The organism is Pseudorhodoferax sp. LjRoot39 (assembly GCF_964253035.1).
Classification (GTDB): Bacteria; Pseudomonadota; Gammaproteobacteria; order Burkholderiales; family Burkholderiaceae_C; genus Pseudorhodoferax.
Genome location: NZ_CAXUQL020000001.1, coordinates 6,081,120 through 6,105,647, shown reverse-complemented (window position 1 = coordinate 6,105,647; position 24,528 = coordinate 6,081,120). Strand labels below are relative to the sequence as shown.

Sequence of the window (24,528 nt, the reverse complement as noted above, 5' to 3'; positions counted from 1 at the left end):
GGCTTTACTTGCAGCTGAAGCTGCTGGCGAGTTCCAGGCTGCCGCTGCCGTTGTAGCGGGCGACCTGGGGGTAGGGGCACAGCGGGCGGCTGCGGTCGGCGGCCCAGTCCGCCGGCACATCTGCGTTCACGCCGCCGGCATTGCCGGCGCCGCGGGCGCTGGCGATCACGCGGTCGGGGGCCACGCCCTTCTCGACCCAGTTCACCAGCGATTCCAGCATGTCGAACTGCTCGGTGGCCGGGCCGCCGGCGCAGTGGTTCATGCCGGGCACGAGGAACAGGCGGGCGAAGTCGGAGGCATCGCCGCCGTTGTCCTGGCGCAGCGTCTGGTACCAGTCCACCGTGTCGTCGCTGGAGAAGATCGGGTCGGCCGTGCCGTGGTAGACCATCAGCTTGGCGCCGCGGTCCTTGAGTGCGGGCAGCTTGCCGTAGTTGGTGGGCAGCATGAACGACAGCGCGCTCTCGGTGTAGGTGGCGTTGGTGGCCTGCACCTTGGCGAGCATGCTGTCCAGGTTGCCCGTGAGCGCGAAGCTGGTGCCGTTGAAGCTGCTGCGGTCCTCCGGCGGAACCTGCCAGACGAAGCCGACCGCGCCGGTGTCCAGGGTCAGCGAGTTGTTGAACTTCCAGCCGGCCCAGCCCGTGGTCTGCAGGCCGTTGTCGTACGGGAAGCTTGCGTAGATCTTGGTGCCGCTCTCGGTCGTGGCGCCCTTGAACAGGGCCGCGATGCCGGCCTTCTGGTCCGCGCTCAGACAGGTGCCGTCGCGTGCGCCGCCGCAGGTGGGCACATCGCGGGCCAGGTCGAATGCGGCCTGGCAGGCAGCGGTGTCCTGCACCAGGCCGTCGCTGGTGCCGTCGAGCGCATCGCACTTGGCCAGCACGGCCTGGCCCACCAGCGCGCGCTCGGCCTGTGTGAAGCCGGTGCCCAGGTTGCCTGCGGTCGTGGCGAGCGCCGCGTAGGTCTTGGCGCCGGCGATGTTGGCGATGGCCGCGCGCGGCAGACGGGTGCCGGGGTTGCCGGCGATGATGCCGTCGTACTGCTCGGCATAGCGCGAGGCGGCCACCATGGCGTGGCGTCCGCCGTTGGAGCATCCACCGAGGTAGGAGCGGTCGGGCGCCTTGCCGTAGGCGGTCTGGATGGCGCTCTTGGCCATGGGCGTGAGCTTGCCCACGGCCTGGTAGCCGTAGTCCAGCCGGGCCTGCGGGTCCAGGCCGAAGAAGGGGCCGAGCGAGCCGGCGTGGCCGGCGTCCGAGCTCAGCACGGCGAAGCCCTTGTTCAACGCGTTGTCCAGCGGACCGCCGCCACCGATGCCGCCGGCGGCCGTGCCCACGCTGCCGTCCAGGCCGCCGTTGGCCTGGTAGAAGAAGCGGCCGTTCCAGCTCCTGGGCATGCGCATCTCGAAGCCGATGGCATAGCTCTGGCCGTCCACGGCGCTCACGCGGTCGAACATGCGGCCCGTCACGCGGCAATGCTCGGGCACGTCCTTGCCGGCGATCTTGAGCGTGCCGGCCGCGATGGATTCAGCCGCCGTGATGGTGGTGTTGGCGAACGCGATCTTGCCCGCGAGATCCGTGCAGGACAGCAGCGTGGCCGGCGTGGCTGCCGGCAGCTGCGGCAGGTCGTCGTCGCCCGAGCCGCAGGCGGCCAGCAACAGGGCCGGCGCGAGCGCGGCGGCGAGGGTGAAATTGCTCTTCGGCATCTGGTGTCTCCTCCGGTGGTGGTGGGTGGGGTCAGGGGATCAGGATTCGGCCGTGAAGCCGATCTGCTTGACGAGCGGACCCCAGCGCTCGAACTCGGCCTTCTGGTCGGCCGCCATCTCCTGCGGCGTGCTGCCGTGCGCGACCAGGCCGACGATGGCCAGCGCGTCGATGACGGCCTTGTCCTTCAGCGCGGCGTTGATGGCTGCGTTGGCGGCGGCCAGCGTGGCCGGCGGCGTCTTGGCCGGCGCGTAGAAGCCGAACCACTCTTCAGACGTCACATCGGGGTAGCCCAGCTCGATGAAGGTCGGCACGTCCGGCAGGAAGGGCGAACGCTTCTTGCCCGAGGTGGCCAGCACGCGCACGCGGCCGGTCTTCATGTACTGCAGGTAGTCGCCGCTGGGGTTCATGGCGGCGGCGATCTGGCCGCCCACGAGGTCGGTGATGCTGGGCACGGTGCCGCGGTAGGGCACGTGCTTCAGGTCCACGCCCGCGCGGATGCCCAGCAGCGCGCCCAGCAGGTGCGGCATGGAGCCGGCGCCCGGCGTGCCGTAGCTGGCCTTGTCGGGGTTGGCCTTGGCCCAGGCCAGGAAGTCCTTGAGCGTCTTGACCTCGGCCGGCACGGCCGGGCCCACGGCCAGGCCGTGGAACATGATGGCGCCGATGGAGACCTGCGTGACCTCCTCTTGCTTGTAGCTGAGCTTGGGGTAGATGTGCGGGTAGACGGCCAGCGCCGAGACCGGTGCCAGCGTCAGCACCGAGCCATCGGCCGGTGCGGCCTTGAGCGACTCCACCGCGATGCGGCCACCCGCGCCAGGCTTGTTCTCCACATAGCCCGGGTTCTTGCTGTAGGGCGTGCCGCCCAGCTTCTCGGCCACGCGGCGGGCCACACTGTCGCCCGCGCTGCCGGCCGGAAAGCCGTACATGATCTTGATCTGGTCCAGCGCCTGGGCGAGCGCGGACAGTGGCGAGAGTGCGGACAGGGCGGCGGCGCTGCCCAGGGCCTGCAGGAAATGGCGACGGTGTTGCATGGTGGGTCTCCGTGTGAAATCGTGGTTCAGCTGTGAGGACAAAGAGAGGTCCTGCAAGCCGCGGTGCCGAGGGCCGCGGAGCAGGCCATGCCAGTGCACCCGCGGAACTGGCTCTGCCAGGCCGCTGGGTGCGCCCCCTGGAGGGGGGATAGGACGGTCGAACGCAGTGAGACCGGCCAAACGGGGGAGGGCCTCATCTCGGGGCCATGCGCAGCGCGCCATCCAGACGGATGACCTCGCCGTTCAGGTGGCCGTTGGTGACGATGTGGCAGGCCAGTTCGGCGAATTCCGAAGGCTTGCCCAGGCGCGGCGGGAACGGGATGGCGGCTGCCAGCGAAGCCTGCACGGGCTCTGGCAACTCCAGCAGCAGCGGCGTGGCGAAGATGCCGGGCGCCACCGTGCAGACGCGGATGCCGTGCTGCGCCAGATCGCGCGCCATCGGCAGCGTCATACCGACCAGCCCGCCCTTGGACGCGCTGTAGGCCTGCTGGCCGACCTGGCCGTCGAAGGCCGCGACCGAGGCGGTGAACACCATCACGCCGCGCTCGCCGCCATCGCGTGGATCGAGCTTGGCGCAGCGCGCCGCGAACAGCCGGCTGATGTTGTAGGTGCCGATCAGGTTGACGCCGATCACCTTGGCGAAGTCTTCGAGCGGTGCGGCCTGGCCGTCCTTGCCCACGATGCGTTTGGCCGAGCCGATGCCGGCCACGTTCATGAGGATGCGGGCCGGACCGTGCGCGGCGGCGGCCGCGTCCAGCGCGGCCTCCACGCTCGCGGTGTCGGCGATGTCGCAGGCATGTGCCGTGCCGCCGATCTCGGCGGCCACCTGCTGTGCGCGTTCGAGGTTGCGGTCCAGCACCGCGACCTTGGCGCCCAGGCGCGCCAGTTCGCGGGCCGTGGCCTCGCCCAGGCCGGATGCGCCGCCCGTGACGAGGGCGGCCTGTGCTTCGATCTTCATGCGGTTCTCCTCAGCGCGGGGTGATGGTGTGGGGCAGGGTGCCGCCGTGCAGGGCCTGCACCATGGCGTCGCGGTGCTTGAGCACGGCACGCTGGTTGATCGAGCCTTTGTCCGTCACCTCGCCCTTGTCGATGGACGGCGGCTCGGCCACGAGCACGGCGCGGGCGATGCGGTTGGCGCTGCCCGTGGCGTCAAGCGCGAGCTTGTCGATGACGTGCTGGAAATGTGCCTGCACGGCGTGGTGCGCGAGCACCTCGGCCATGGGGGCGTCGGCAGGCAGCCGGGCCAGTTCGCGCACGGCCTGGGTCGGGAAGATCAGCGCGCCGACCTCCTTGAGGTTGATGCCGGTCAGCACCGCGTCCTGCACATAGGGCGCGCCGTAGGCCGTGATCTTGGCGCGCATCGGCCCCACGCTCACGAAGGTGCCCGTGGCCAGCTTGAAGTCCTCGGCGATGCGGCCGTCGAAGCGCAGGCCCAGGTGGATGCTCGTAGGGTCGATCCACTCCACGGCGTCGCCGCTGCGGAAAAAGCCCTCTTCGTCGAAGACCTCGCGCGTTTCCTCCGGCATGCGCCAGTAGCCCGGGGTGAGGTTGGGCCCGCGGTAGCGCACCTCGGTCTTGCCGTCCACGGGCACCAGCTTGACCTCCAGCCCCAGGGCCGGCAGGCCCAGTTCCGCGGCGACGACCTCGGGGCGCGTCACGCACAGTGCGAACGGCGCCGACTCGGTCATGCCGAGGCCGGTGCCCATCACGATGCGCTCGCCCACTTCGTGCTCCGCGATGCGGTAGAGCTTGTCCCACACCGCTGGCGGCAGCGCAGCGCCGGCATAGTAGAAGAGCTGGCAGCGCGACAGCAGCTTGCGGCGCAGCACGGCATCGGTTTCCATCGCGTCGGCGATGGCCTCGAAACCGGTCGGCACGTTGAAGTAGATCGTCGGTGCGATCTCGCGCAGGTTGCGCAGGGTCTCCGCGATGCCGGCCGGCGTCGGCTTGCCCTCGTCGATGTACAGCGTGCCCCCGTTGTCCAGCACGATGCCGACGTTGTGGTTGCCGCCGAAGGTGTGGTTCCAGGGCAGCCAGTCCACCAGCACGGGACCGCAGCCGTCTTCGAGCTTGTGGGCCAGCACCGGCAGGCCGGAGCGCAGCTGCTGCTGGTTGGCGCACCACATGCGGTGCGTGTTGATCACCGCCTTGGGGTTCTTGGTCGAGCCCGAGGTGAACAGGAACTTGGTGATGGTGCCGGGATGCACGTGGTGCATGGCCTCGTCCACGGCCTGGGTGGCTGGCGTCGCCAGCAGCTCGGCCAGCGGCACGCTGGCGCGGCCTTCGAGCCGGCCGGTGCCCAGGACCACCGGCACGCCAGGCTCCACGGTGGCGGCGATGGCGGGGCCGAAGCGTGCATCGGCCGCGAACACCAGGCCGGGCGTCAGCGTGCGCATGACGTGGCGCAGCTTCTCGTAGTCCTTGCTGACCAGCGCATAGGGCGTGGAGACGGGGCAATGCGGCACGCCGATCAGCAGGCAGCCGAAGGCCACGAGCGCGTGGTCCAGGCTGTTCTCGGCCAGGATGGCGACCGGCCGCTCGTCCGACAGGCCGTATTGCAGCAGGGCCTGGGCGATGCAGCGCGCCCGGGCCAGGAACTGGCTGTAGCTCAGCCGGATCCAGTCGCCACGGCTGCCATCGGCCAGTTGCTCGCGCTGGGCGATGAAGGTGCGCTCGGGCGCCGTGGCCGCCCAGTGCACCAGGCGGTCGTTCATGCGGTGCGCGTAGTGCGGCAATGGCCCCTCGGCGCTGAGGTAGCGCACACCGTCGGCGCCTTCGCGCAGCACGCCACGGGTCACCCCGTAGGGCGCGGCCCGGAATCGGGGCGCAGCAGCGCCCTGGCTGCCGGCGGCAGCCTGTCTTGTCTCCGTCATCGAATCCTCCGGGGAAGTAGGGATCAGTCTTTCGAGACCTTGGCGGCGCGGCCTTCGAGGAAGGCGCGCACGCGCTCCTTGGCGGCCGGCGCGTCCTGCGCGATGCCGGCCATCAGCGCTTCGGTGAACAGGCCGTGGTCGGCCGGCTGCTCGGCGATGCGCGGCAGGGCGTGCATCAGGGCGTAGTTGGTCAGCGGCGCGTTGGTCGCGATGCGCCGGGCCAGCTCGATCGCCTTGTCCAGCGCCTGGCCCTGCGGCACCAGGTACTGCGCGAAGCCGGCGCGCTCGCCTTCCTCGGCCTTGTAGACGCGGCCCGTCATCATCATGTCGGTCATGCGCGCCACGCCGATCAGCTTGGGGATGCGCACCGAACCACCACCGCCCACGAAGATGCCGCGCGTGCCCTCGGGCAGCGCGTAGAAGGTGCTCGCGTCGGCCACGCGGATGTGGCAGGCGCTGGCCAGCTCCAGCCCGCCGCCGACCACCGCGCCGTGCAGCGCCGCCACCACCGGCACCGGGCCGGACTGCACGCAGTCCAGCGCCTGGTGCCACATGCGCGAATGCAGCACGCCCTGGCCCGCGTCACGCTCCTTGAGTTCGGACAGGTCCAGCCCGGCGCAGAAGTGTTCGCCCGCGCCATCGATGACCACCGCGCCCACGCCCTCGGGCAGGTTCTGGAAGGTGTCGCGCAGCGCCAGGATCAGGCCGTCGTTGAGCGCGTTGCGCTTGGCGGCGCGGTTCAGCCGCACGATGGCGATGCTGTCCTGGCGTTCGAAGGTGAGGTCGGGATGGGTCATGATGGGGTCCTGGAAGTGATGCGATTATGGTTATGAAAAATAACCAAATCAAGGCAGAATCGACAGCCGGATGCCTGGTACTTACCCCTAGAACGGAGACCTCATGGACTGCACCAACCTGATTGCCATCGACACCCACACGCACGCCGAGATCAGCTGCTGGAACCCTTTCGACAACTACGGCGAGGAGTACGACCGCGCGGCCGACAAGTACTTCCGCTCCAGCCGCCGGCCGACCATCCAGGAGAGCATCGACTACTACCGCGAGCGCAAGATCGGCTTCGTGATGTTCGGCGTCGATGCCGAGTCGCAGCTGGGCCGCCGCCGCATCCCGAACGAGGAGATCGCCGAGGCCGCGCAGAAGAATTCGGACATCATGATCGCGTTCGCCAGCATCGACCCGCACAAGGGCAAGATGGGCGCGCGCGAGGCGCGCCGGCTCGTCGAGGAACACGGCGTGAAGGGCTTCAAGTTCCACCCCACAGTGCAGGGCTTCCACCCCTACGACAAGATGGCCTGGCCGATCTACGAGGTCATCGCCGAGCACAAGCTGCCGGCCATCTTCCACACCGGCCACAGCGGCATCGGTTCTGGCATGCGCTGCGGCGGTGGCCTGCGGCTGGAGTACAGCAACCCCATGCACCTGGACGACGTGGCGATCGATTTCCCGGACATGCAGATCGTCATGGCGCACCCCAGCTTCCCGTGGCAGGACGAGGCGCTGTCGGTCGCCACGCACAAGCCCAACGTGTGGATCGACCTCTCGGGCTGGAGCCCCAAGTACTTTCCGAAGCAGCTGATCCAGTACGCCAACACCCTGCTGAAAGACCGCGTGCTGTTCGCCAGCGACTGGCCGCTGATCTCGCCGGACCGCTGGCTCAAGGACTCGGAGGAGGCGGGGTTCAAGCCCGAGGTGATGCCGGGGATCCTGAAGGGCAATGCGATGCGGCTGCTGGGGCTGACGGGCTGACGACGCAGCCCCGCAGATCAGGCGGAGCGCCGCTGGCGCTCCTGCACGGCGAACGCTTCCTTCATGAGCCTGGCGATCTGCAGCTGCCGCGCGGGCGACATGCGTTCGAGCGGCGCCGCCACGCTGATGGCTGCGTCGAACTGGCCCTTGACGCTGGAGACGGCGATGCCGACGCCCAGCGTGTTCTGCGCGACATGGTTGGCCACCACCGACCACCCGCGTTCACGGGTGGCGGCCAACAGCTTGAGCAGTCTCGCCTTGGTCATCCCGCCGTAGGCATCCAGCGCGGCCGCATTGGACTCGGCAATGCTCTCGGCCTCGGCAGGCGGGAGCGTTGCGAGCAGCGCCAGACCTGCCGCACCCACCCCGAGCGGCTGCCTGCGCCCGACCTGGACACCCAGGACCTGGACGGGGAAGGTGCCGATGTGCCGCGCCACGCAATGGGACTGCGTTCCCTCGCGCACGACCGCAAACGCCGCGTCTCCTGTCTGTTCGCTGACCCGCTCCAGCACCGGGGCCAGTCGCCTGGCCAACGCGTCGGTCTGAGAGCCGTCGTGCGGTGCGACCCGGTTCGTCGGAACGTAGTGGAAGCGTTCGGCGGTCGTGATGTAGCCGCAGTCCTGCAGCGTGGCCAGCAGGCGGTACACGGTGGCGCGTTCCAGCTGGCACGCGCTCATGATGTCCGAGACCCGGATGCCCCGGCCGGCGTGCCGGCCGATGCAGTCGAGCACCGCCAGGCCGCGCAGCAAGGAGCGGTTGCCTGCGTCCTTGTCTGCCTTGCCACGCGTCGCACCGGTCAAAACATCTCCTGAATTTCATCCGCTGAGCGGACATTCTAGGGATCGCAGTTTCGCGCCAAGCTGGAAGAATTTCTGCACCAACCCACAAACACATCCAGGAGACCCCATGGAAAACCCATGCAGCCGGGGCCGGCGCAGCTTTGTCCTTTCGAGCGGTGCCGCGGCGCTGGCGTCGGTTCTGCCGCACGGACCAAGCCTCGCCAGCGAGGCCGCCTACCCATCCCGGCCGGTGACCATCGTCGTGCCGTTCGCACCCGGCGGGGGCACGGACATCGTGGCCCGCATGCTCGCCATGGAGCTGTCCAGGCGCTGGGGTTCGCCCGTCGTGGTCGAGAACAAGGCCGGCGCCGGCGGCCAGATCGGCAATGCCTTCGCCGCCAGGGCCGCACCCGACGGCCACACGCTGCTGCTGGGCATCACGACGCTGATCCAGGCGCCAGGTCTGTACAAGAACCTGCCCTACGACCCTTTCCGCGATTTCACGCCGCTCGCCCAGCTCGCCACCTCCGTCAGCTTTCTGGCCTTGCCGGCTTCGTCGCCGCTCAACACGGTCAAGGACTTCGTGGCCTCGGTCCGCGCCCGGCCCGGCAAGGTGAGCTATGGGTCCAACGGCAACGCCGGCACGGCGCACCTGCACGGCGCGCTGTTCAACGCCTCGCAGAAGCTGGACATGGTGCACGTGCCGTACAGCGGTTCCGCCCCCTTGCTGACGGCCCTGATCGGCCAGCAGGTCGATTGCGCGTTCGTCGACATCGCATCGCTGCGGCCGCATGTGCTGTCCGGCAAGCTCAAGGTCATCGCCGTGACCGGGCCGAAGCGCTCGCCGAGCTTTCCGCAGGTGCCGACGCTGGAGGAGCTGGGCGTGCCGGGCTTCGAACCCGTGGGCTGGTTCTCGCTGTTCGGCCCGGCGCATCTGCCTGAGGCGGTCTCCCAGAAGGTCTCCGGCACCGCCTTGCAGGCGATGCGCACCCCCGAAGCAGAGAAGCGCCTGGAGGAACTCGGCCTCATGCCGTCGCAGTTGAGCACGCAGGCCTTCGCCGAGTCGATGAAGAGCGATTTCCCGAAGTGGCAAAAAATGATCCGTGAGGGCGATGTCCATGTCGAATGAAGCACCAGCGCGCAGTGCGCTTTTCCAGGGCGCAACCGTGGGTGACCAGCTGGTCGCCGCGATCTCCCGCTACCCCGGGCGCAAGGCCTTCGTCAGCGACGAGGCCGTCGTGAGCTACCGCGAACTGGGTGAGTGGATCAGCCGGCTGGCGCAGTTCTTCGACAGCCTGGGCCTGAAGCCTGGCGACACGGTGGCGCAGCTCGGCGTCAACCGCTTCGAGGTGTTCGCGGTCATCGCTGCGGTGTACCTGCGCGGCCTGCGCTCGGTCACCCTGCACGCGCTGGGGAGCGAAGACGACCACGCCTATGTGCTGGACGACAGCGGCGCCGATCTGGTCATCGCCGACGCGTACCACGGCGCCCGCGCTGCGGTGCTGCGCGAACGCTGCACGGGTGTGCGCCACTGGATCTCGCTCGGCGCGCTGCCCGGCTTCCCGACGCTGGAGTCTTCCATCGCCGCCTTCACGCCGCAGCCGCTGGCCAGCTCCGGGCAGGCCGAGGACATCGTCCGGCTCGCCTACACCGGCGGCACGACCGGGCGCCCGAAGGGTGTCATGCTGTCCAACCGCGCGCTGGTCAGCAACGCGCTGCTGGACCTCGCGGCCAAGGAATGGCCGGAGCAGGTGCGCTACCTCTGCGCAGCCCCGATCTCCCACGGTGCCGGCTCGCTGGTCGTGCCCTGCCTGATGCAGGGCGGCAGCGTGACGCTGCTGCGCGCGTTCAGCGTCGATGGCTTCATCGACACGGTCAAGCGCCATGACTGCAACGTCACCTGGCTGGTGCCGACCATGCTCTACGGCATCCTGGATTCCAGCCGCAACGCCGAGGTCGACTGGTCGCGCTTCCATGCGCTGGTCTACAGCGGCGCACCCGCATCGCCCGCCCGCATCCGGCAGGCACTGGCCACCATGGGCCCCATCCTGATCCAGAGCTACGGGCAGACGGAAGCGCCGAACGACCTGCTCATCCTGGGCCGTGCGGAGCACGCCCAACTGACGGACGCCCAACTGGCCAGTGCCGGCCGCCCGTATCCGCAGGTGCGTCTCGCGCTGCTGGACGAAAACAACGCAGCGGTGGCCGACGACCAGGTCGGCGAGATCTGCGTGCGCGGCCCGCTGGTCATGTCGGGCTACCTGAACAAGCCCGAGGAAACGGCTTCGGCCCTGGCCGGCGACTGGCTGCACACCGGCGATGTGGCCTACCGCGATGCCGACGGCCTGTACTACATCGTCGACCGCAAGAAGGACCTGATCATCTCGGGCGGCTTCAACGTCTACCCCAAGGAGGTGGAGGACGCCATCTGCAGCCAGTCCGGTGTGGCCGCGGCCGCCGTGATCGGCGTGCCCGATCCCAAGTGGGGCGAGATGGTGATGGCCTACGTGCAGCCGCGGCCGGGCAGCGTGCTGTCGGCGGACGCCATCACCGAGGGCGTGCGCCAGGCCAAGGGAGCGGTCGCCACGCCCAAGCGCGTCGAGTTCCTGGCCGCGTTGCCACTGACGGCGCTGGGCAAGGTCGACAAGAAGGCCTTGCGGGCCCTCCATTGGGCGGCCGGCGAGCGCGCGGTGAACTGAACCAGGGGAACGACGAATGCAAGATTCCAAAGCCTACATCTGCGGCGCCTTCGAGCATCCCACGCGCCACGCGCCGGACAAGTCCGTCGTGCAGCTGCATGCCGAGTGTGCGGCCGGCGCGCTGGCCGACGCCGGCCTGACGCTGGACGATGTCGACGGCTACTTCTGCGCTGGCGACGCGCCGGGCGCCACGCCCCTGGTCATGGCCGACCACCTCAACCTGCGGCTGCGCTGGCTGGACGGGACCGACCTGGGCGGCTGCTCGTACATCACGCTGGTGGCGCACGCCGCGGCCGCCATCGCGGCAGGGCGCTGCTCGGTCGCGCTGATCACCATGGCCGGCCGCCCGCGCAGCGCCGGCCAGTCGGTCGGCGTGAAGCCGCGCGCCCTGCCGCCGGACCGCCCCGAGACGCCCTACGACGGCGCGAGCAACTGGACCATCGCGCCGATCTACGGCATGGTGGCGCAGCGCCACATGCACCAGCACGGCACCACCTCGGCCCAGTTGGCGGCCGTCAAGGTCGCGGCCTCCACGCACGCGCAGCACAACCCGCACGCGCTGCTGAAGAAACGCGTGACGGTGGAAGACGTGCTCGCGTCCGGCGTCATCGCCGACCCGCTGCACAAGATGGATTGCTGCGTCATCACCGACGGTGGCGGCGCGCTGGTCGTCACGGACCGGGCCACCGCGCTGCGCGCCGGGCGCCCGCTCGTGAAGGTGTTGGGCAGCGGCGAGACCATCCAGACCAATGCCGGCGGCATGGTCGATCTCACGGCCACCGGCGCCGCGCAGTCCGGCCGCCTGGCCTTCGCGCAAGCCGGCCTGCAGCCGCGCGACATCCAGTACGCGTCGATCTACGACAACTTCACCATCATGGTGGTCCTGCAACTCGAAGACCTCGGGTTCTGCAAGCGCGGCCAGGGCGGCGCCTTCGTGGCCGAGGGCAACCTGATCTCCGGGCAGGGCGCGTTGCCCTGGAACACCGACGGCGGCGGCCTGTGCAACAACCACCCGCAGAACCGCGGCGGCGTGACCAAGGTGATCGAGGCCGTGCGCCAGCTGCGTGGCGAGGCCCACCCCATGGTGCAGGTGCCGGACTGCGCGTTCGCGCTGGCCTCGGGCCCGGGCTTCGTGCTGGGCGCGGGCCATGCCCATTCTTCGTTGATTCTGGGGAGAGATTGACATGCGTGAACTCTGGCGTGAAGACCCTTACGTGGCCGCGCATCCGGACCATCTGCCGTTCTGGCAGGCGGCCGAGGAAGGGCGGCTGCTCGGCAAGGCCTGCACCGATTGCGGCAAGCACCACTGGTACCCGCGCACCGTGTGTCCGTTCTGTCGCAGCAGCAAGACCGCATGGGTGCCGCTCAGCGGACGCGGTGAGGTCTATGCCTGCTCCACGCTGCGCCGTGCCGACCCGCCCTACACCCTGGCCTACGTCCAACTCGCCGAAGGCCCGGCCATGCTGACCAACCTGGTGGACATGGCCGAGGCGGACATGCGCATCGGCACGCCGGTGCAGGTGGTGTTCCAGCGCACCGCCGATGGCCGCATGGCCCCCAAGTTCACGAGCATCACGACACCATGAACCATCTGTTTCCGAATACCTGCGCCATCGTCACCGGCGGTGCCTCCGGCCTGGGCCTGGCGGCCGTGCGCGAACTGGTGCGCCGCGAGGTCCACGTCGTCATCCTCGACCTGCCGACCTCCCAGGGCGCTGACGTCTGCGCCGAACTCGGCCCGCTCGCCCGCTTCTCGCCGGGCACGGTGACCTCGGAGGCCGATGTGCAGCAGGCCGTCGCCACCGCCGCCGCCGTGGCGCCGCTGCGCTGGCTGGTCCATTGCGCGGGCCGCGGCGCACCGATCCGGCTCGTGGAGAAGGACGGCGCGCCAGGGTCGCTGGAGAAGTTCACCGAGGTCACGAACCTGAATGTCATCGGCACCTTCAACGTGCTGCGCCTGGCGGCCGCGCAGATGGCGAAGAACGAGATCCATGGCGACAGCGGCCAGCGCGGCGCCTGCGTGCTGACGGCGTCGGTGGCGGCGTTCGAAGGGCAGATCGGCCAGATCGCCTACAGCGCCGGCAAGGCGGCCATCGTCGGCATGACGCTGGTGTCGGCGCGCGACCTGGCCAGGCATGGCGTGCGGGTGAACACCATCGCGCCGGGCCTGTTCGACACGCCGGCGCTGGTGCGCCTGTCCGACCAGGTCAAGGCGGGGCTGGCGGCGTCGGTTCCGTTCCCGTCCCGGCTCGGCCGCCCGGCGGAGTTCGCGCGGCTGGCCGCACACCTGCTGGAGAACGACATGATGAATGGCGAAACGGTGCGGCTGGACGGCGCCATCCGGATGCAGCCGCGATGACGGGCGCAACACCTCCCGCACTGCCGCTGGGGTTGGCCGGCCGCACCGCGTTCGTCGCTGGCGGCGGCTCGGCCGGCCCCGGCTGGAGCATCGGCCGCGCCGCCTGCGTCACCTACGCGCGCCAGGGCGCCAGCGTCTGCGTCGCCGACCGCGACCAAGCCTCGGCCGTCGAGACCGTGCGGCTGATCGAACAGGAAGGCGGCCGCGCCGTCGCGCTGGTCGGCGATGCGGCCGACGCACAGGACGCGGAGCGCCTTTTTGCCGAGGCGCGCGCCGCGTTCGGCCCCATCGAGGTGCTGCACTACAACGTCGGCATCGGCAAGGTGGGCGGAGCGGCGGCCACGTCGGCGCAAGACCTGGCACGCATCCACGCCGTGAACGTCGGCGGCCTGCTGCTGGCCACGCAGGCGGTGCTGCCCGACATGCTGGAACGCCGGCGCGGCGCCATCGTCGCGGTGTCGTCCATCGCCGCGCACCGCTACCTGGGCTACCCGCACCTGGCCTATGGCGTGACCAAGGCCGGCGTGGAGCAGTTCATCCGCCTGGTCGCGCTGGAGCATGCCGCGTCCGGCATCCGCGCCAACACCGTGGTGCCCGGCCTGATCGACACGCCGCGCATCGCCACCACCGTGGCCGCGCAGTTCGACGCGGACGACTTCGAGGCCGCACGCCAGGCCCGCGCCAGGCAGGTGCCCAACGGGCGCATGGGCACGGCCTGGGACGTCGCCCACGCCTGCGGCTTCCTGGTGTCCGATGCGGCGGCGTACATCACGGGCACCACGCTGATGGTGGACGGGGGCATCACGGGCAAGTACGTCTGAACCGGCACGACCACCCCAAGAGCAGGAGCCAGCATGAACGAGGGGCGCCCATCACCGGTCCCGGACCTGCGCATCCCCCCGCGTTTGCTAGGCTTGGGGGCATGACACCCCAGACCCTGCTCTCGCACTACGACAGCGCCGCCCCCTGGCCGGCCGCCCATGGCATCGGCCTGGACCTGCCCGCCGGCTACCAGAGCGCACTGGCCGTGCGCGCCCTGCGCAGCGCGCGGGGCGAGCAGCCGCGCGGCTACAAGGTCGGCTTCACCAACCGCACGATCTGGCCGCGCTACGGCATCCACGCGCCGATCTGGGGCACGGTCTGGGACACGACGCTGCAGTTCTGCGAAGGCGAGGGCGCGGTCGATCTGGCCGGCACCGTCCACCCGCGCATCGAGCCCGAGATCGCCTTCGGCCTCGCCGCCGCGCCACCGGCCGGTGCCACGCTGGAGCAGCTGTTCGCCTGCGTCGACTGGCTCGCGCCCAGCTTCGAGGTCGTGCAGTCGCACTGCGCCTGGAAGTTCGCGAGCGCGGCCGAGCCCGTGGCCGACGGCGGACTGCACGCCCGGCTGCTGGTCGGGCGCCGCACGCCCGTGCGCCGGCTGGCCGACAGCGGCGCCGCGCTCGATGCGCAGCTCGGCGCGGCCCGCCTGCAGCTGTTCGAGGGCGAGCGCCTTGTCGACGAAGGCCTGGGCGCCAACGTGCTGGACGGCCCGCTGCACGCGCTGCTGCACTTCGTGCTGGAACTGCAGGCCTGCCCCGGCGCGCCGGCCCTGGCGGCCGGCGATATGGTCACCACGGGCACCTGGACCGATGCCTGGCCCATTGCGCCCGGCCAGCGCTGGTCCACGCGCATCACGGCCCCGTTCGACAGCCTAGCGGTGACGCTGCGTTGAGGGTTTCGGTGCGTGCCGGATAATTTCCGGCTGCACCCTTTCCTGCCACGCATGCTGTTCCTGCTGTCCCCCGCCAAGTCGCTCGACTACGAGAGCCCGGCCACGCCGGTCTCGCCCACCCAGCCGCTGTTCGCCGAGCAGACAGCCGAGCTCATCGCCGTGCTGCGCGAGAAGTCGCCCCAGCAGATCGCCGAGCTCATGGATCTCAGCGACACGCTGGCCGCGCTCAACGTCGCGCGCTACCAGGCGCACAGCCCGCGTTCCACGGCGCGCAATTCGCGTCCGGCCGTGCTGGCTTTCGATGGCGACGTCTACGGCGGCCTGGACGCGCGCGCCATGCCGGCGGAAGACCTGCGCTGGGCGCAGAAGCACCTGCGCATCCTCTCGGGCCTGTACGGCGTGCTGCGCCCGCTGGACCGCATGCAGCCCTACCGGCTGGAGATGGGCACGGCGCTGGCCACCGAGCGTGGCAGCAACCTCTACCAGTTCTGGGGGCCTCGCCTCGCCGAGTTCCTGGATGGCGAGCTGGCCGGCAGCAAGCACCCCGTGGTCGTGAACCTGGCCTCGCAGGAGTACTTCAAGGCCGTGGACCGCAAGACCCTGCAGGCCCGCGTGGTCGAATGCGTGTTCGAGGAATACAAGGCCGGCAACTACAAGGTCGTCAGCTTCTTCGCCAAGCGTGCGCGTGGCCTCATGGCGCGCTACGCCATCACCCACCGCATCGCCACGCCGGCCAAGCTGCGCCAGTTCGACCTGGAAGGCTATGCCTACGACGCCGACGTGTCCGAGCCGAACCGGCTGGTGTTCCGGCGCCGCGCCGGCTGAACCACAGAAAAGGAGCCGCATGTCCGCCAACGCACCGACCCAGGCCATCACGCCGCAGCTGCGCCAATGGATCGTGGAGCAGGCCCAGGCCGGCCACGCGGCCGAGGTGGTGCTCCAGGCCATGCGCGACGCGGGCTGGGAAGAAGACGTGGCCATCGAGGCCTTGGAGAACACGCTGCGCGAGCACCTGGAGCAGAACGCCGTGGCGGCGGGGCTGCCGCCCGCGACCACCGTACCCGAGCCCGCACTCGACGATTCGCCGCTGTACCTGCAGGCCGAGGACCGCCGCGTGCATGTGCTGAGCGCCCAGCTGCAGCCGCGCATCGTGGTGTTCGGCAGCCTGCTGTCCGATGCCGAATGCCAGGCGCTGATCGACCTGGCGAACCCGCGCATGGCGCGTTCGCGCACCGTGGCCACCAAGACCGGCGGCGAGGAGATCAACGTCGACCGCACCAGCGACGGCATGTTCTTCCAGCGCGGCGAGACCGAACTCATCACGCGCATCGAGGCGCGCATCGCGGCCCTGCTGCGCTGGCCGGTGGAGAACGGCGAGGGCCTGCAGATCCTGCGCTACGGCCCGGGCGCCGAATACAAGCCGCACTACGACTACTTCGACCCCGCCGAACCCGGCACGCCCAGCATCCTGAAGCGCGGTGGCCAGCGCGTGGGCACGCTGGTGATGTACCTGGGCGAGCCCGAGCGCGGCGGTGGCACGGTGTTCCCCGACGTGCACCTGGAAGTCGCGCCCAAGCGCGGCAACGCCGTCTTCTTCAGTTACGACCGTCCGCACCCGAGCACGCGCACCCTGCACGGTGGCTCGCCCGTGCTGGCCGGTGAAAAATGGATTGCCACCAAGTGGCTCAGAGAACGTGAATTCGCCTGAACATTCCCCGCTCGGCAAGGCCTCGCCCTATGCCGACCAGTACGACGCCACGCTGCTGTTCCCGATCGCCCGCGCGGAAAAGCGCGCCGAGATCGGTGCGGATGGCAAGACCCCCTTTTTCGGCGCCGACCTCTGGACGGCCTATGAGCTGAGCTGGCTCAACCCGCGCGGCAAGCCGCAGGTGGCGCTGGTGCAGTTCACCATCCCCTGCGAGACGCCCAACATCGTCGAGAGCAAGTCCTTCAAGCTCTACCTGGGCAGCTTCACGAACACGAAGTTCGAGAGCGTGGACGAGGTGCGCGCGCGCCTGCGCACCGACATCTCCGAGGCGGTCTGGCGCGGCAGCGCCACGCCGGCCACGGTGGGCGTGCGCGTGCTGCTGCCCGAACAGTTCGACCAGCAGCCCATCCACGAGCTCGACGGCCTGAGCCTAGACCGGCTCGACCTCGAATGCACGCAGTACCAGCCCGACCCCACGCTGCTGACGGCGGCCTTCGATGAATCGCCCGTCACCGAGGTGCTGACCTCCGACCTGCTCAAAAGCAACTGCCTGGTCACGGGCCAGCCCGACTGGGGCAGCGTGCAGATCAGCTACTCCGGGCCTCAGATCGACCAGGCCGGCCTGCTGCAGTACATCGTGAGCTTTCGCAACCACAACGAGTTCCACGAGCAGTGCGTGGAGCGCATCTTTATGGACATCTGGCGCCGTTGCCGGCCGGTCAAGCTGACCGTCTATGCGCGCTACACGCGGCGTGGCGGCCTGGACATCAACCCCTGGCGCACCAGCCATCCGGGCGCGGTGCCGGCCAACGTGCGCACGGCGCGGCAGTAGCCGACAAGGCTCCGCACCGCATATGCAGAACGTATGCGGAGCAGCGGTTTCAGGTATTTGATCTGGCTTGGGGGCCGCCCTAGCATCGGCGCCCCAACGACACGGAGACAGATCCATGAACCGCACCACCGCGCGCGCCACGCTGCGCGCCCTGGCACTGCCGGCCCTGCTGGCCTGCGCGGCCGCCCAGGCCGAACCCATCAGCGTGCTGTTCGTCGGCAACAGCTACACCTTCGGCCGCGTCGACCCGGTGATGAGCTACAACACCGCCAACGTGCGCGACCTCACGGCGCCGATGGCCGCCGCCAACAGCACCGGCAGCAATGCCTTCGAGCCGCACCCCTGGGGCGGTGTGGCCGGCATCTTCAAGCAGCTCACCGTGCAGGCCGGGCTCGACTACCAGGTGGCGCTGTCCACGCGCAACGCGGCCTCGCTGCGCGGCCACTTCCTCAACAGCAACCCGGCCGGCTGGGACCTGCGCGGCAATGTCGCCAGCCAGGCCTGGAGCAAGGTCGTGCTGCAGGAGCAGAGCGACGAGCCACTGCCCAAGCAGGCCGGGCTCGCCTCCAACCCGGCCTACTTCAACACCTACGTGAACCTGCTGGAGAACTACATCCACCAGGGCCAGGCGCTGGCCTACCGCGAGCGCGAGCTGATCGGCGGCAGCAATGCCGCCTGCGCCGCGATCACGGGCGCCTCCACCGGCACCTGCGGCAACCTGCGCGAGATCCCGGCCAATCCCAACGCCAGTGCCGACACCGAGGTCTACCTGTACCAGACCTGGGCCCGGCCCAACCTCGTCAATGCGCCGTTCACCACGGTGACCGATCCCGTGACCGGCGCCGTCAGCTTCACGGACACGCCGGCCACCCCGTTCTACGCATCGCTGCAGGACATGACGGTCGACCTGCGCGACGCCTACGCGCAGGCCGCGCAGGACGCCGGTGCCGACGGCAGCGGCGGCATCACCGCCGTGGCGCCCGTGGGCGAGGCCTTCATGCTCGCGCTGGCCATGGGCGTGGCCACGGCCAACCACTACGCGCCCGATGCCGGCACGGATGGGCTGCCCGACCTGTGGTGGGACGACGGCACCCACGCCAGCCTGTACGGCTCCTACCTGAGCGCGCTGACGCTGTACGGCACGCTGACCGGCCTGGACCCGGCGGCCTTCGGCGCCGGCGAGATCGCCGCGCGCGACCTGGGCATCTCCGGGCGCGATGCGGAGCTGCTGCAGCGTGTGGCCAGCCTGCAGCTGGGCTTCGCGCCCGGCAACGAGGTGCCCGAGCCCCCGCTGGCGGCGTTGCTGGGCCTGGCGGCGGCCGGATGGGCGCTTGCGCGGCGGCGCCGGCCCATCAAATGATGTAGAGCGCCGCAGGGCGCGGCATTACCATCGGCCCCGTCACTCATCCACCTCGCCCGGGGGCGATTTCTTCCTTGTCAAACGACGCCATGCGGGCGGCTGCACTGGGTGATCCCCTGCAGGCGCTGCGCAGTGCCACGCAGGCGCTGCATGCTCGACTGGACAGCCAGCTGCCGCTGGCACAGCCAGCCGATGCCACCCAATCTCTGCACCACTACCACCAGCACCTGCGCGTGCTGCACGGCTGGCTGTCGGACCTGACGCCGCTGCTGCACCGCACCGGCTGGGGCCAGGGCCTGCTGGAGCCGCTGTGCGCCGACCTCGGCGGTGCCAGCCTTGCCGCCGCTCCCGCGGGGGCCACCCGGCCGCCGCTGGACGGTGATGCCGCCGCCTGGGGCGTGGCCTATGTGGTCGAGGGCTCGCAATTGGGCGGCCGCGTGCTGCACCAGCGCCTGCGGCGCGCGGGCGTCGATGCGCCGTTGCGTTACCTGGAAGGCCGCGGCACGGGCACCGGTTCGCACTGGAACGGTTTCCTGCAGGCGCTGCGTGCCGCGCTCGTGCAGCCAGCCGACGTGGCCGCCGCCTGTGCCGCCGCCCGCTGGGCGTTCGAAGACCTGTTGGCGCGCTTTCGGCAGGGGGGCTTGATGCCGTGAACACGCAAGCCGCTGCGCTGGGGCTGTCCAACTGCGACCAGGAGCCCATCCACATCCCTGGCCGCATCCAGTCGCACGGCGTGCTGCTGGCCTTCGGCGCCGATGGCCGCCTGTCGCACCGCAGCGCCAACGCCGGCGACCTGCTGGGCGCCGCGGCGCCGGTGCTGGGCCAGCCGCTCGGCGAGACCTGCTTCGCCGCCGACGCAGCCATGCACGGCCTGGTGCAGGATTGCCTGTCGGCCGAGGCCGACGAATCGCAGCCCGTGGCCATCCAGGTCACGCTGGCTGACCGGCATTTCGAGCTGATCGGCCACCGCCAGGGCCGCCAGCTGCTGCTGGAGCTCGAACTGCTGGGCGAGGAGGCCGCGCTGCTGGCCGACGACGCCTTCAAGGGCCACAAGGCCTTGGTGCGGCTCAAGCGCCAGCGCAGCGTGGACGATCTCCTGGCCGTGGCCGCGCAGGAGGTGCGCGCGCTGACCGGCTTCGACCGCGTGATGGCCTACCGCTTCCGCCACGACGACAGCGGCGACGTGGTGACCGAGGCGCGCGACGCCGCGCTGGAGCCCTTCGCCGGCCGCCGCTATCCCGCCAGCGACATTCCGGCCCAGGCGCGCCGGCTGTACCTGCTCAACACGCTGCGCACCATCGTCGCGGCGGGCAGCCAGGCGGTGCCCATCGAAGCCGAGGACGAAGGTGCCGCGCCGCTGGACCTTTCGCACAGCGTGCTGCGCGCGGTCTCACCCGTGCACATCGAGTACCTCACCAACATGGGCGTGGCCGCGTCCATGAGCATCTCCATCGTGGTGCAGGGCCGGCTGTGGGGCATGCTGGCCTGCCACCACAGGCGGCCGCGCCACGTGCCCTACCGCGTGCGCAGTGCCTGCGACGTGCTGGCCCATGTGCTGGCGGCCGACGTGCAGACCGCGCTGGCGCGGGCCAGCGCCGAGCGCCTGGCCGCTGCGGCCGGCGTGCGTGCGCGCGCCATCGAGACCCTGCTGCACGCCGAGGACGGCGTGCAGGCGCTGGCGCGCGAGGCCGAGGCGCTGACCAGCATGTTCGAGGCCCATGGCCTGGTGCTGGCCGAACGCGGCCATGTGCTGGCCACCACCGGTGTGGCACCGGAGGCTGCACGCGAGCTGCTGCCTTTCCTCGCCGCGCAGACCCCGCTGCGCAGCGGCCTGTGGCTGGGCGACAGCCAGGACGGCATGCCACCCGCGCTGCGCGAGGCCCTGGGACCTTGGTGCGGCGTGCTGGCGCTGCGCTTTTCGGACGCCACCGACGGCTGGCTCATGCTGCTGCGCAAGGAGCAGGTCGAGACCATCGCCTGGGGCGGCCAGCCCGACAAGGAATACAGCCATGGCCCGCTGGGGCCGCGGCTCACGCCACGCGGCAGCTTCGACGTGTGGAAGGAGACGGTGCGCGGCCGCTGCGTGCCCTGGAGCGAGACCGACCTGGAGATCGCGCGGCCCCTGCTCAGCGAGCTGGCGCGGGCCGCCGCCGCGCGCAGCGTCGACCTGGACCGTGCACGCAGCCATCTGTTGGCACTGCTGAGCGCGGGCGTCGACGGTGGCGTGCCCGGCCCGGTCGACGCGCAACCGGCCGGCAGCCGCATGCAGCGCCTGGTGGCCCAGGTGCTGGACGCAGCGCGTGTGCGCGGCGGCACCGGCCTGGACTTGCCGCTGGCGCCGGTGGACCTCGCGCAGCTGGTGCACGCCGTCGTCGACGAGGTGCAGGCGGGCCAGCCGGCGCAGCGCTTCATCCGCGAGCTGCCGCGCAGCCTGGTGCTGGACGGCCACGCCGCGCGGCTGCGCCAGGCGCTGGCCTGCCTGGTCGGCAATGCCGCGCGCCATGGCACGGTGGACGAAGCGGTGGTGGTGCAGCTGCGCCGCGAGGGCGAGGCCGTGGTGCTGGACGTCAGCAACGTGGCGCCCGAGATCGCGGTCCCCGTGCTGGCCGCGTTGTTCGACCCCTTCCAGCCGGGGGCTGCCGGCCTGGGTGCCGGCGGCGATGGCCTGCGGCTGGGCTTGTACATCGCCCGCCAGATCGCGCGGGCGCACGGCGGCGAACTGGAATACGCCTACGCCGAGCCCTACGTGGTGTTCACACTGCGGCTGCTGGCGTAGGCCGGTGCGGCCTCAGTTGGGGCCGACGAAGCTCCTGGTGCTGTACAGCGCGTGCGGCAGGCGGCCCAGCAGCGGCAGGCCGGTCGCCGTGTCCTTGGGTAGCCCTTCGATGTAGCTGAAGAACACGTCGGCGTCGAGCACCCCGATGTCCAGGCGGCGCGCGGCCGGCACGTTCTTCAGCGTGGTGTAGCCGTCGCCGCCCGTGGCGTTGAAGCTCAGCACGAACAGCCTGTAGGTCCTGGCCAGGTCCAGCGCCGCCCAGTTGCCGGTGGCCTTGTCGCGTACCTCGATGCCGCTCACGCGGCTGCCGAAGGCTGCGCGGGCGTTCACGTCGAAGCGCATGCCGCCCGTGTAGGGGTAGGGACCGGTCGAGCCGCCCGTGCCGTAGACCGCTTCCAGGCCGTCCTCCAGCATGCCCTTGACCTCCTGGCCCGTCACGTCGAGGCGGAACAGCATGTTGCCGAAGGGCAGCACCGCGATCGTCTGGGCCGCCGTCACCGTGCCCAGCAGCGGCACGCGCACGCCGCCGCCGCTTTGCAGCGTGATGTCGGCGCCGCCGTACCTGGCGTTCGCCACCTCGAGGTAGGCCTGGGCCACGAGTTGCTGGATGTCGCCGCCACGCACGCTCACGCTGCCTTCGGCGTTGCAGGCCGCGCTGGAGCGGCCGTAGTCGGCCGAGCCCGGGCCACCGGGCACGCGGCGCGAGCACAGTTCCTGGGGCGCCACCGCCACCTGGGTCTGGTTGAACACCGCCACCTTGTCCTTGAACGGCTGCAGCACGGCCGTGGCCGCGGCCTGCGGCGCGGTCACGCGCAGGAAGCCGGTGGCCGCCACGCTGGCCGCGATGGCCGTGCGCTGGGTGTCGGTGGCCGCGGGGGCGGTGAGGGCCGTGCCCATGCGGTAGTCGTTGCCGATCAGCACATGCGGCGTGCCGTTGCAGCTGGTGATCTCGCCCTTGGCGTCGAAGCTGACCTTGAGCTCGCCCACCACCTGGGCGTACTCCCAGGCCTGGACCAGGCAGACGTTCTTGCCGTCCTTGTCGGCCACGCGCGTGGGGTAGGCGCCGCCCGGCGTGCCCACGCCAGTCGTGGTCAACGCGGCCGGGCCCAGCAGCGTGTGCGAGTCGCCGCCCACGACCACGTCCACGCCCGACAGCTTGGCAATGACTTCCTGGTCGTACTCGTAGCCGATGTGGCTCATGACGATGATCTTGTCGATGCCCTGCGCGCGCAGCTTGTCGATCTCGCGTTGCGCGGCCACGGCTTCGTCCTCGAAGCTGGTGTCGGGATCGGGGCTGGAGGAGGCCTTGGTCTTGCCGGCGATCGTGAGGCCCACGATGCCGATCTTCTGGCCGCTGCGCTCGACCACGGTGGACGGGCGCACGAGACCGGGCGCGCGGCTCGCGTTCAGGGCCGAGCCGGCGCCGAACTGCACGTTGGCGCTCAGCACCGGCGTCTGGCAGCTGCCGGCGTGCAGGCGGTCGATGAAGGCCTTCAGGCCGCTGTCGCCCTTGTCGAATTCATGGTTGCCCAGCGTGAACGCGTCGAAGCAGACGGTGTTCATCATGGCCGCATCGGCCTCGCCGTCGGCGCCGGCGCGGTTGAAGTACAGCGTGCCCGTCTGCGCGTCGCCGGCATGCAGCTTGAGCACGTTGGGCGAAGCGGCGGCCAGCTCGGCGATGGCCGCCGTCACGCGCGGGAAGCCGCCGGCGTCCACCGTCACGTCCTGCGCCGCGGCGCCACCAGCCGACAGCTTGAGCGTCTTGGCCTTGCTGTCCAGCGTGGAATGGTGATCGTTGATGTGCAGGATGGTCAGCTCCAGCGGCTGGCCGTTGTCGTCGGAGCCGCCACAGGCCACCACCAGCATCACCACCGCCACGGCCACCAGGCCCTTGCGCCACATCGTCATCGCAACTCCAGATCATTCGGATAGAGGGAGCCGTCATGTTGGTGAGCGTCGGTGACATGGGCATGAAATGCCCGGCGGTATAAACCGCCAATGTCCGTTCTTCCCGATCCGATCGCGCGGCTGCAGGCCGCGGCTCAGGCCTTGCAGACGCCCTGCGGCGATGGCCACATCCAATGGCACCGCTGGGGTCCGGCCGATGCCGGCCCCGCCGGCCCCGTGGTGCTGCTGCACGGCGGCAGTGGCGGCTGGACGCACTGGGTGCGCAACATCGATGCGCTGGTCGCTGCCGGCCGCCAGGTGCTGGTGCCCGACCTGCCGGGCTTCGGCGACTCTGCGCGCCCGCCAGGGGGCGGCGATGCCGACGACGTGGCACCCGCGGTGGAGCAGGGCCTGGCCGAACTGCTGGGCCCGCAGCGCTGCGACCTCGTCGGCTTCTCGTTCGGTGGCCTCACGGCCGGCCTGTTGGCGGCTGCGCACCCGCAGCGCGCGGCGCGGCTGGTGGTGGTCGGCGCGCCGGCCATGGGCGTGTCCGACGCCGGCCGCATCGTGCTGCGCGGTTGGCGCCACCTCGAAGACGCCGCCGCACGCGACGCCGTGCACCGCCACAACCTGGGCGTGCTGATGCTGCACCGCGCCGAGGCCATCGACGCACTCGCGCTGGCCCTGCACAGTGCCAACGTGGTGCGCGACCGCATGCAGCGGCGCCGGCTGGCGCGCACCGAGGCACTCAAGGACGCGCTGCAGCAGGTGCGCTGCCCGGTCTGGGCGATCTACGGGCGTGAGGACGTGCTGTACACGGGGCGCATGGACCTGCTGGCCGAGGCCTTCGCGCGCGGGCCGCAGTTCCAGGGGCTGACGCTGATCGACGACGCCGGGCACTGGGTGCAGTACGAGCGCGCCGCGGCCTTCGACGCGGCTTTGGCCGCTGTGTTGACCGCGGCACCGCCCGGGTTCTGAACAAGGGCATTGTCCAGCGCCTGGCCTGGTTGTGGTGTGGTGGTTATCATTGATAACCACCAACCGAGGAG

At 70.4% G+C, this 24,528-nt stretch carries 22 protein-coding genes; 15 read left to right on the top strand and 7 right to left on the bottom strand.

Annotated features, from left to right (window positions below; all coding sequences use genetic code 11):
* Window positions 1–4 precede the first annotated feature (4 nt).
* From ACSQ4M_RS28480 to ACSQ4M_RS28460, 5 genes are all read right to left on the bottom strand, one after another.
* Complete coding sequence (locus ACSQ4M_RS28480; protein WP_436192750.1) at window positions 5–1,696, bottom strand: tannase/feruloyl esterase family alpha/beta hydrolase; 1,692 nt, start codon at window positions 1,694–1,696, stop codon at window positions 5–7.
* Between the two features lie 39 nt (window positions 1,697–1,735).
* Window positions 1,736–2,725, bottom strand: coding sequence for a Bug family tripartite tricarboxylate transporter substrate binding protein (locus ACSQ4M_RS28475; protein WP_436192749.1), 990 nt, complete (start codon window positions 2,723–2,725; stop codon window positions 1,736–1,738).
* Window positions 2,726–2,918: 193 nt separating this feature from the next.
* Window positions 2,919–3,683, bottom strand: a complete 765-nt coding sequence (locus ACSQ4M_RS28470; RefSeq protein ID WP_436192748.1) for an SDR family NAD(P)-dependent oxidoreductase — start codon at window positions 3,681–3,683, stop codon at window positions 2,919–2,921.
* 10 nt (window positions 3,684–3,693) lie between these two features.
* Entirely contained in the window at window positions 3,694–5,598 is a 1,905-nt protein-coding gene (locus ACSQ4M_RS28465) for a feruloyl-CoA synthase (RefSeq protein ID WP_436192747.1), read from the bottom strand.
* Between the two features lie 23 nt (window positions 5,599–5,621).
* Window positions 5,622–6,395 carry a crotonase/enoyl-CoA hydratase family protein gene (locus ACSQ4M_RS28460; RefSeq protein WP_436192746.1) on the bottom strand — a complete coding sequence of 258 codons (774 nt, stop codon included), beginning with the start codon at window positions 6,393–6,395 and terminating at the stop codon, window positions 5,622–5,624.
* Between the two features lie 103 nt (window positions 6,396–6,498).
* Here ACSQ4M_RS28460 and ACSQ4M_RS28455 point away from each other — a divergent pair, with 103 nt between their 5' ends.
* Complete coding sequence (locus ACSQ4M_RS28455) at window positions 6,499–7,365, top strand: amidohydrolase family protein (protein ID WP_436192745.1); 867 nt, start codon at window positions 6,499–6,501, stop codon at window positions 7,363–7,365.
* 17 nt (window positions 7,366–7,382) lie between these two features.
* Here the strand turns inward: ACSQ4M_RS28455 and ACSQ4M_RS28450 are convergent, their stop codons facing one another.
* The gene (locus ACSQ4M_RS28450; protein ID WP_436192744.1) at window positions 7,383–8,165 is read right to left on the bottom strand and encodes an IclR family transcriptional regulator; all 783 of its coding nucleotides are present in this window, start codon (window positions 8,163–8,165) and stop codon (window positions 7,383–7,385) included.
* Window positions 8,166–8,271: 106 nt separating this feature from the next.
* On the opposite strand from ACSQ4M_RS28450, the gene ACSQ4M_RS28445 reads away from it, so the two are divergent.
* The 13 genes from ACSQ4M_RS28445 (at window position 8,272) to ACSQ4M_RS28385 (ending at window position 21,592) form a co-directional block, all read left to right on the top strand.
* The gene (locus ACSQ4M_RS28445) at window positions 8,272–9,273 is read left to right on the top strand and encodes a Bug family tripartite tricarboxylate transporter substrate binding protein (RefSeq protein ID WP_436192743.1); all 1,002 of its coding nucleotides are present in this window, start codon (window positions 8,272–8,274) and stop codon (window positions 9,271–9,273) included.
* A gap of 37 nt (window positions 9,274–9,310) precedes the next feature.
* Entirely contained in the window at window positions 9,311–10,843 is a 1,533-nt protein-coding gene (locus ACSQ4M_RS28440) for an AMP-binding protein (protein ID WP_436192742.1), read from the top strand.
* Between the two features lie 16 nt (window positions 10,844–10,859).
* A complete protein-coding gene (locus tag ACSQ4M_RS28435; RefSeq protein WP_436192741.1) occupies window positions 10,860–12,026 on the top strand; it encodes a thiolase domain-containing protein in 1,167 nt (388 codons plus the stop codon).
* 1 nt (window position 12,027) lies between these two features.
* Complete coding sequence (locus tag ACSQ4M_RS28430) at window positions 12,028–12,429, top strand: Zn-ribbon domain-containing OB-fold protein (protein WP_436192740.1); 402 nt, start codon at window positions 12,028–12,030, stop codon at window positions 12,427–12,429.
* Window positions 12,426–13,202 carry an SDR family NAD(P)-dependent oxidoreductase gene (locus tag ACSQ4M_RS28425; protein ID WP_436192739.1) on the top strand — a complete coding sequence of 259 codons (777 nt, stop codon included), beginning with the start codon at window positions 12,426–12,428 and terminating at the stop codon, window positions 13,200–13,202. The genes ACSQ4M_RS28430 and ACSQ4M_RS28425 overlap by 4 nt, the downstream gene beginning before the upstream one ends.
* On the top strand, window positions 13,199–14,023 hold the full coding sequence (locus ACSQ4M_RS28420) for an SDR family NAD(P)-dependent oxidoreductase (protein ID WP_436192738.1): 825 nt from the start codon (window positions 13,199–13,201) through the stop codon (window positions 14,021–14,023). Before ACSQ4M_RS28425 ends, ACSQ4M_RS28420 begins: the two co-directional genes overlap by 4 nt.
* A 101-nt stretch (window positions 14,024–14,124) precedes the next feature.
* The gene (locus ACSQ4M_RS28415; RefSeq protein WP_436192737.1) at window positions 14,125–14,916 is read left to right on the top strand and encodes a 2-keto-4-pentenoate hydratase; all 792 of its coding nucleotides are present in this window, start codon (window positions 14,125–14,127) and stop codon (window positions 14,914–14,916) included.
* A gap of 51 nt (window positions 14,917–14,967) precedes the next feature.
* Window positions 14,968–15,741, top strand: a complete 774-nt coding sequence (gene yaaA / locus ACSQ4M_RS28410) for a peroxide stress protein YaaA (protein ID WP_436192736.1) — start codon at window positions 14,968–14,970, stop codon at window positions 15,739–15,741.
* Window positions 15,742–15,760: 19 nt separating this feature from the next.
* A complete protein-coding gene (locus tag ACSQ4M_RS28405; protein ID WP_436192735.1) occupies window positions 15,761–16,624 on the top strand; it encodes a 2OG-Fe(II) oxygenase in 864 nt (287 codons plus the stop codon).
* Entirely contained in the window at window positions 16,611–17,456 is an 846-nt protein-coding gene (gene queF, locus ACSQ4M_RS28400; protein WP_436192734.1) for an NADPH-dependent 7-cyano-7-deazaguanine reductase QueF, read from the top strand. Before ACSQ4M_RS28405 ends, queF begins: the two co-directional genes overlap by 14 nt.
* Window positions 17,457–17,571: 115 nt before the next feature.
* Window positions 17,572–18,816, top strand: a complete 1,245-nt coding sequence (locus tag ACSQ4M_RS28395; RefSeq protein ID WP_436192733.1) for a PEP-CTERM sorting domain-containing protein — start codon at window positions 17,572–17,574, stop codon at window positions 18,814–18,816.
* An 89-nt stretch (window positions 18,817–18,905) separates the two neighbouring features.
* Complete coding sequence (locus tag ACSQ4M_RS28390) at window positions 18,906–19,469, top strand: biliverdin-producing heme oxygenase (RefSeq protein WP_436192732.1); 564 nt, start codon at window positions 18,906–18,908, stop codon at window positions 19,467–19,469.
* Complete coding sequence (locus tag ACSQ4M_RS28385; protein ID WP_436192731.1) at window positions 19,466–21,592, top strand: GAF domain-containing protein; 2,127 nt, start codon at window positions 19,466–19,468, stop codon at window positions 21,590–21,592. The genes ACSQ4M_RS28390 and ACSQ4M_RS28385 overlap by 4 nt, the downstream gene beginning before the upstream one ends.
* A gap of 12 nt (window positions 21,593–21,604) precedes the next feature.
* Here the strand turns inward: ACSQ4M_RS28385 and ACSQ4M_RS28380 are convergent, their stop codons facing one another.
* The gene (locus ACSQ4M_RS28380; RefSeq protein ID WP_436192730.1) at window positions 21,605–23,500 is read right to left on the bottom strand and encodes a bifunctional metallophosphatase/5'-nucleotidase; all 1,896 of its coding nucleotides are present in this window, start codon (window positions 23,498–23,500) and stop codon (window positions 21,605–21,607) included.
* Between the two features lie 90 nt (window positions 23,501–23,590).
* Between ACSQ4M_RS28380 and ACSQ4M_RS28375 the strand changes: the two genes are divergently transcribed.
* Window positions 23,591–24,457 carry an alpha/beta fold hydrolase gene (locus tag ACSQ4M_RS28375; protein ID WP_436192729.1) on the top strand — a complete coding sequence of 289 codons (867 nt, stop codon included), beginning with the start codon at window positions 23,591–23,593 and terminating at the stop codon, window positions 24,455–24,457.
* Window positions 24,458–24,528 lie beyond the last annotated feature (71 nt).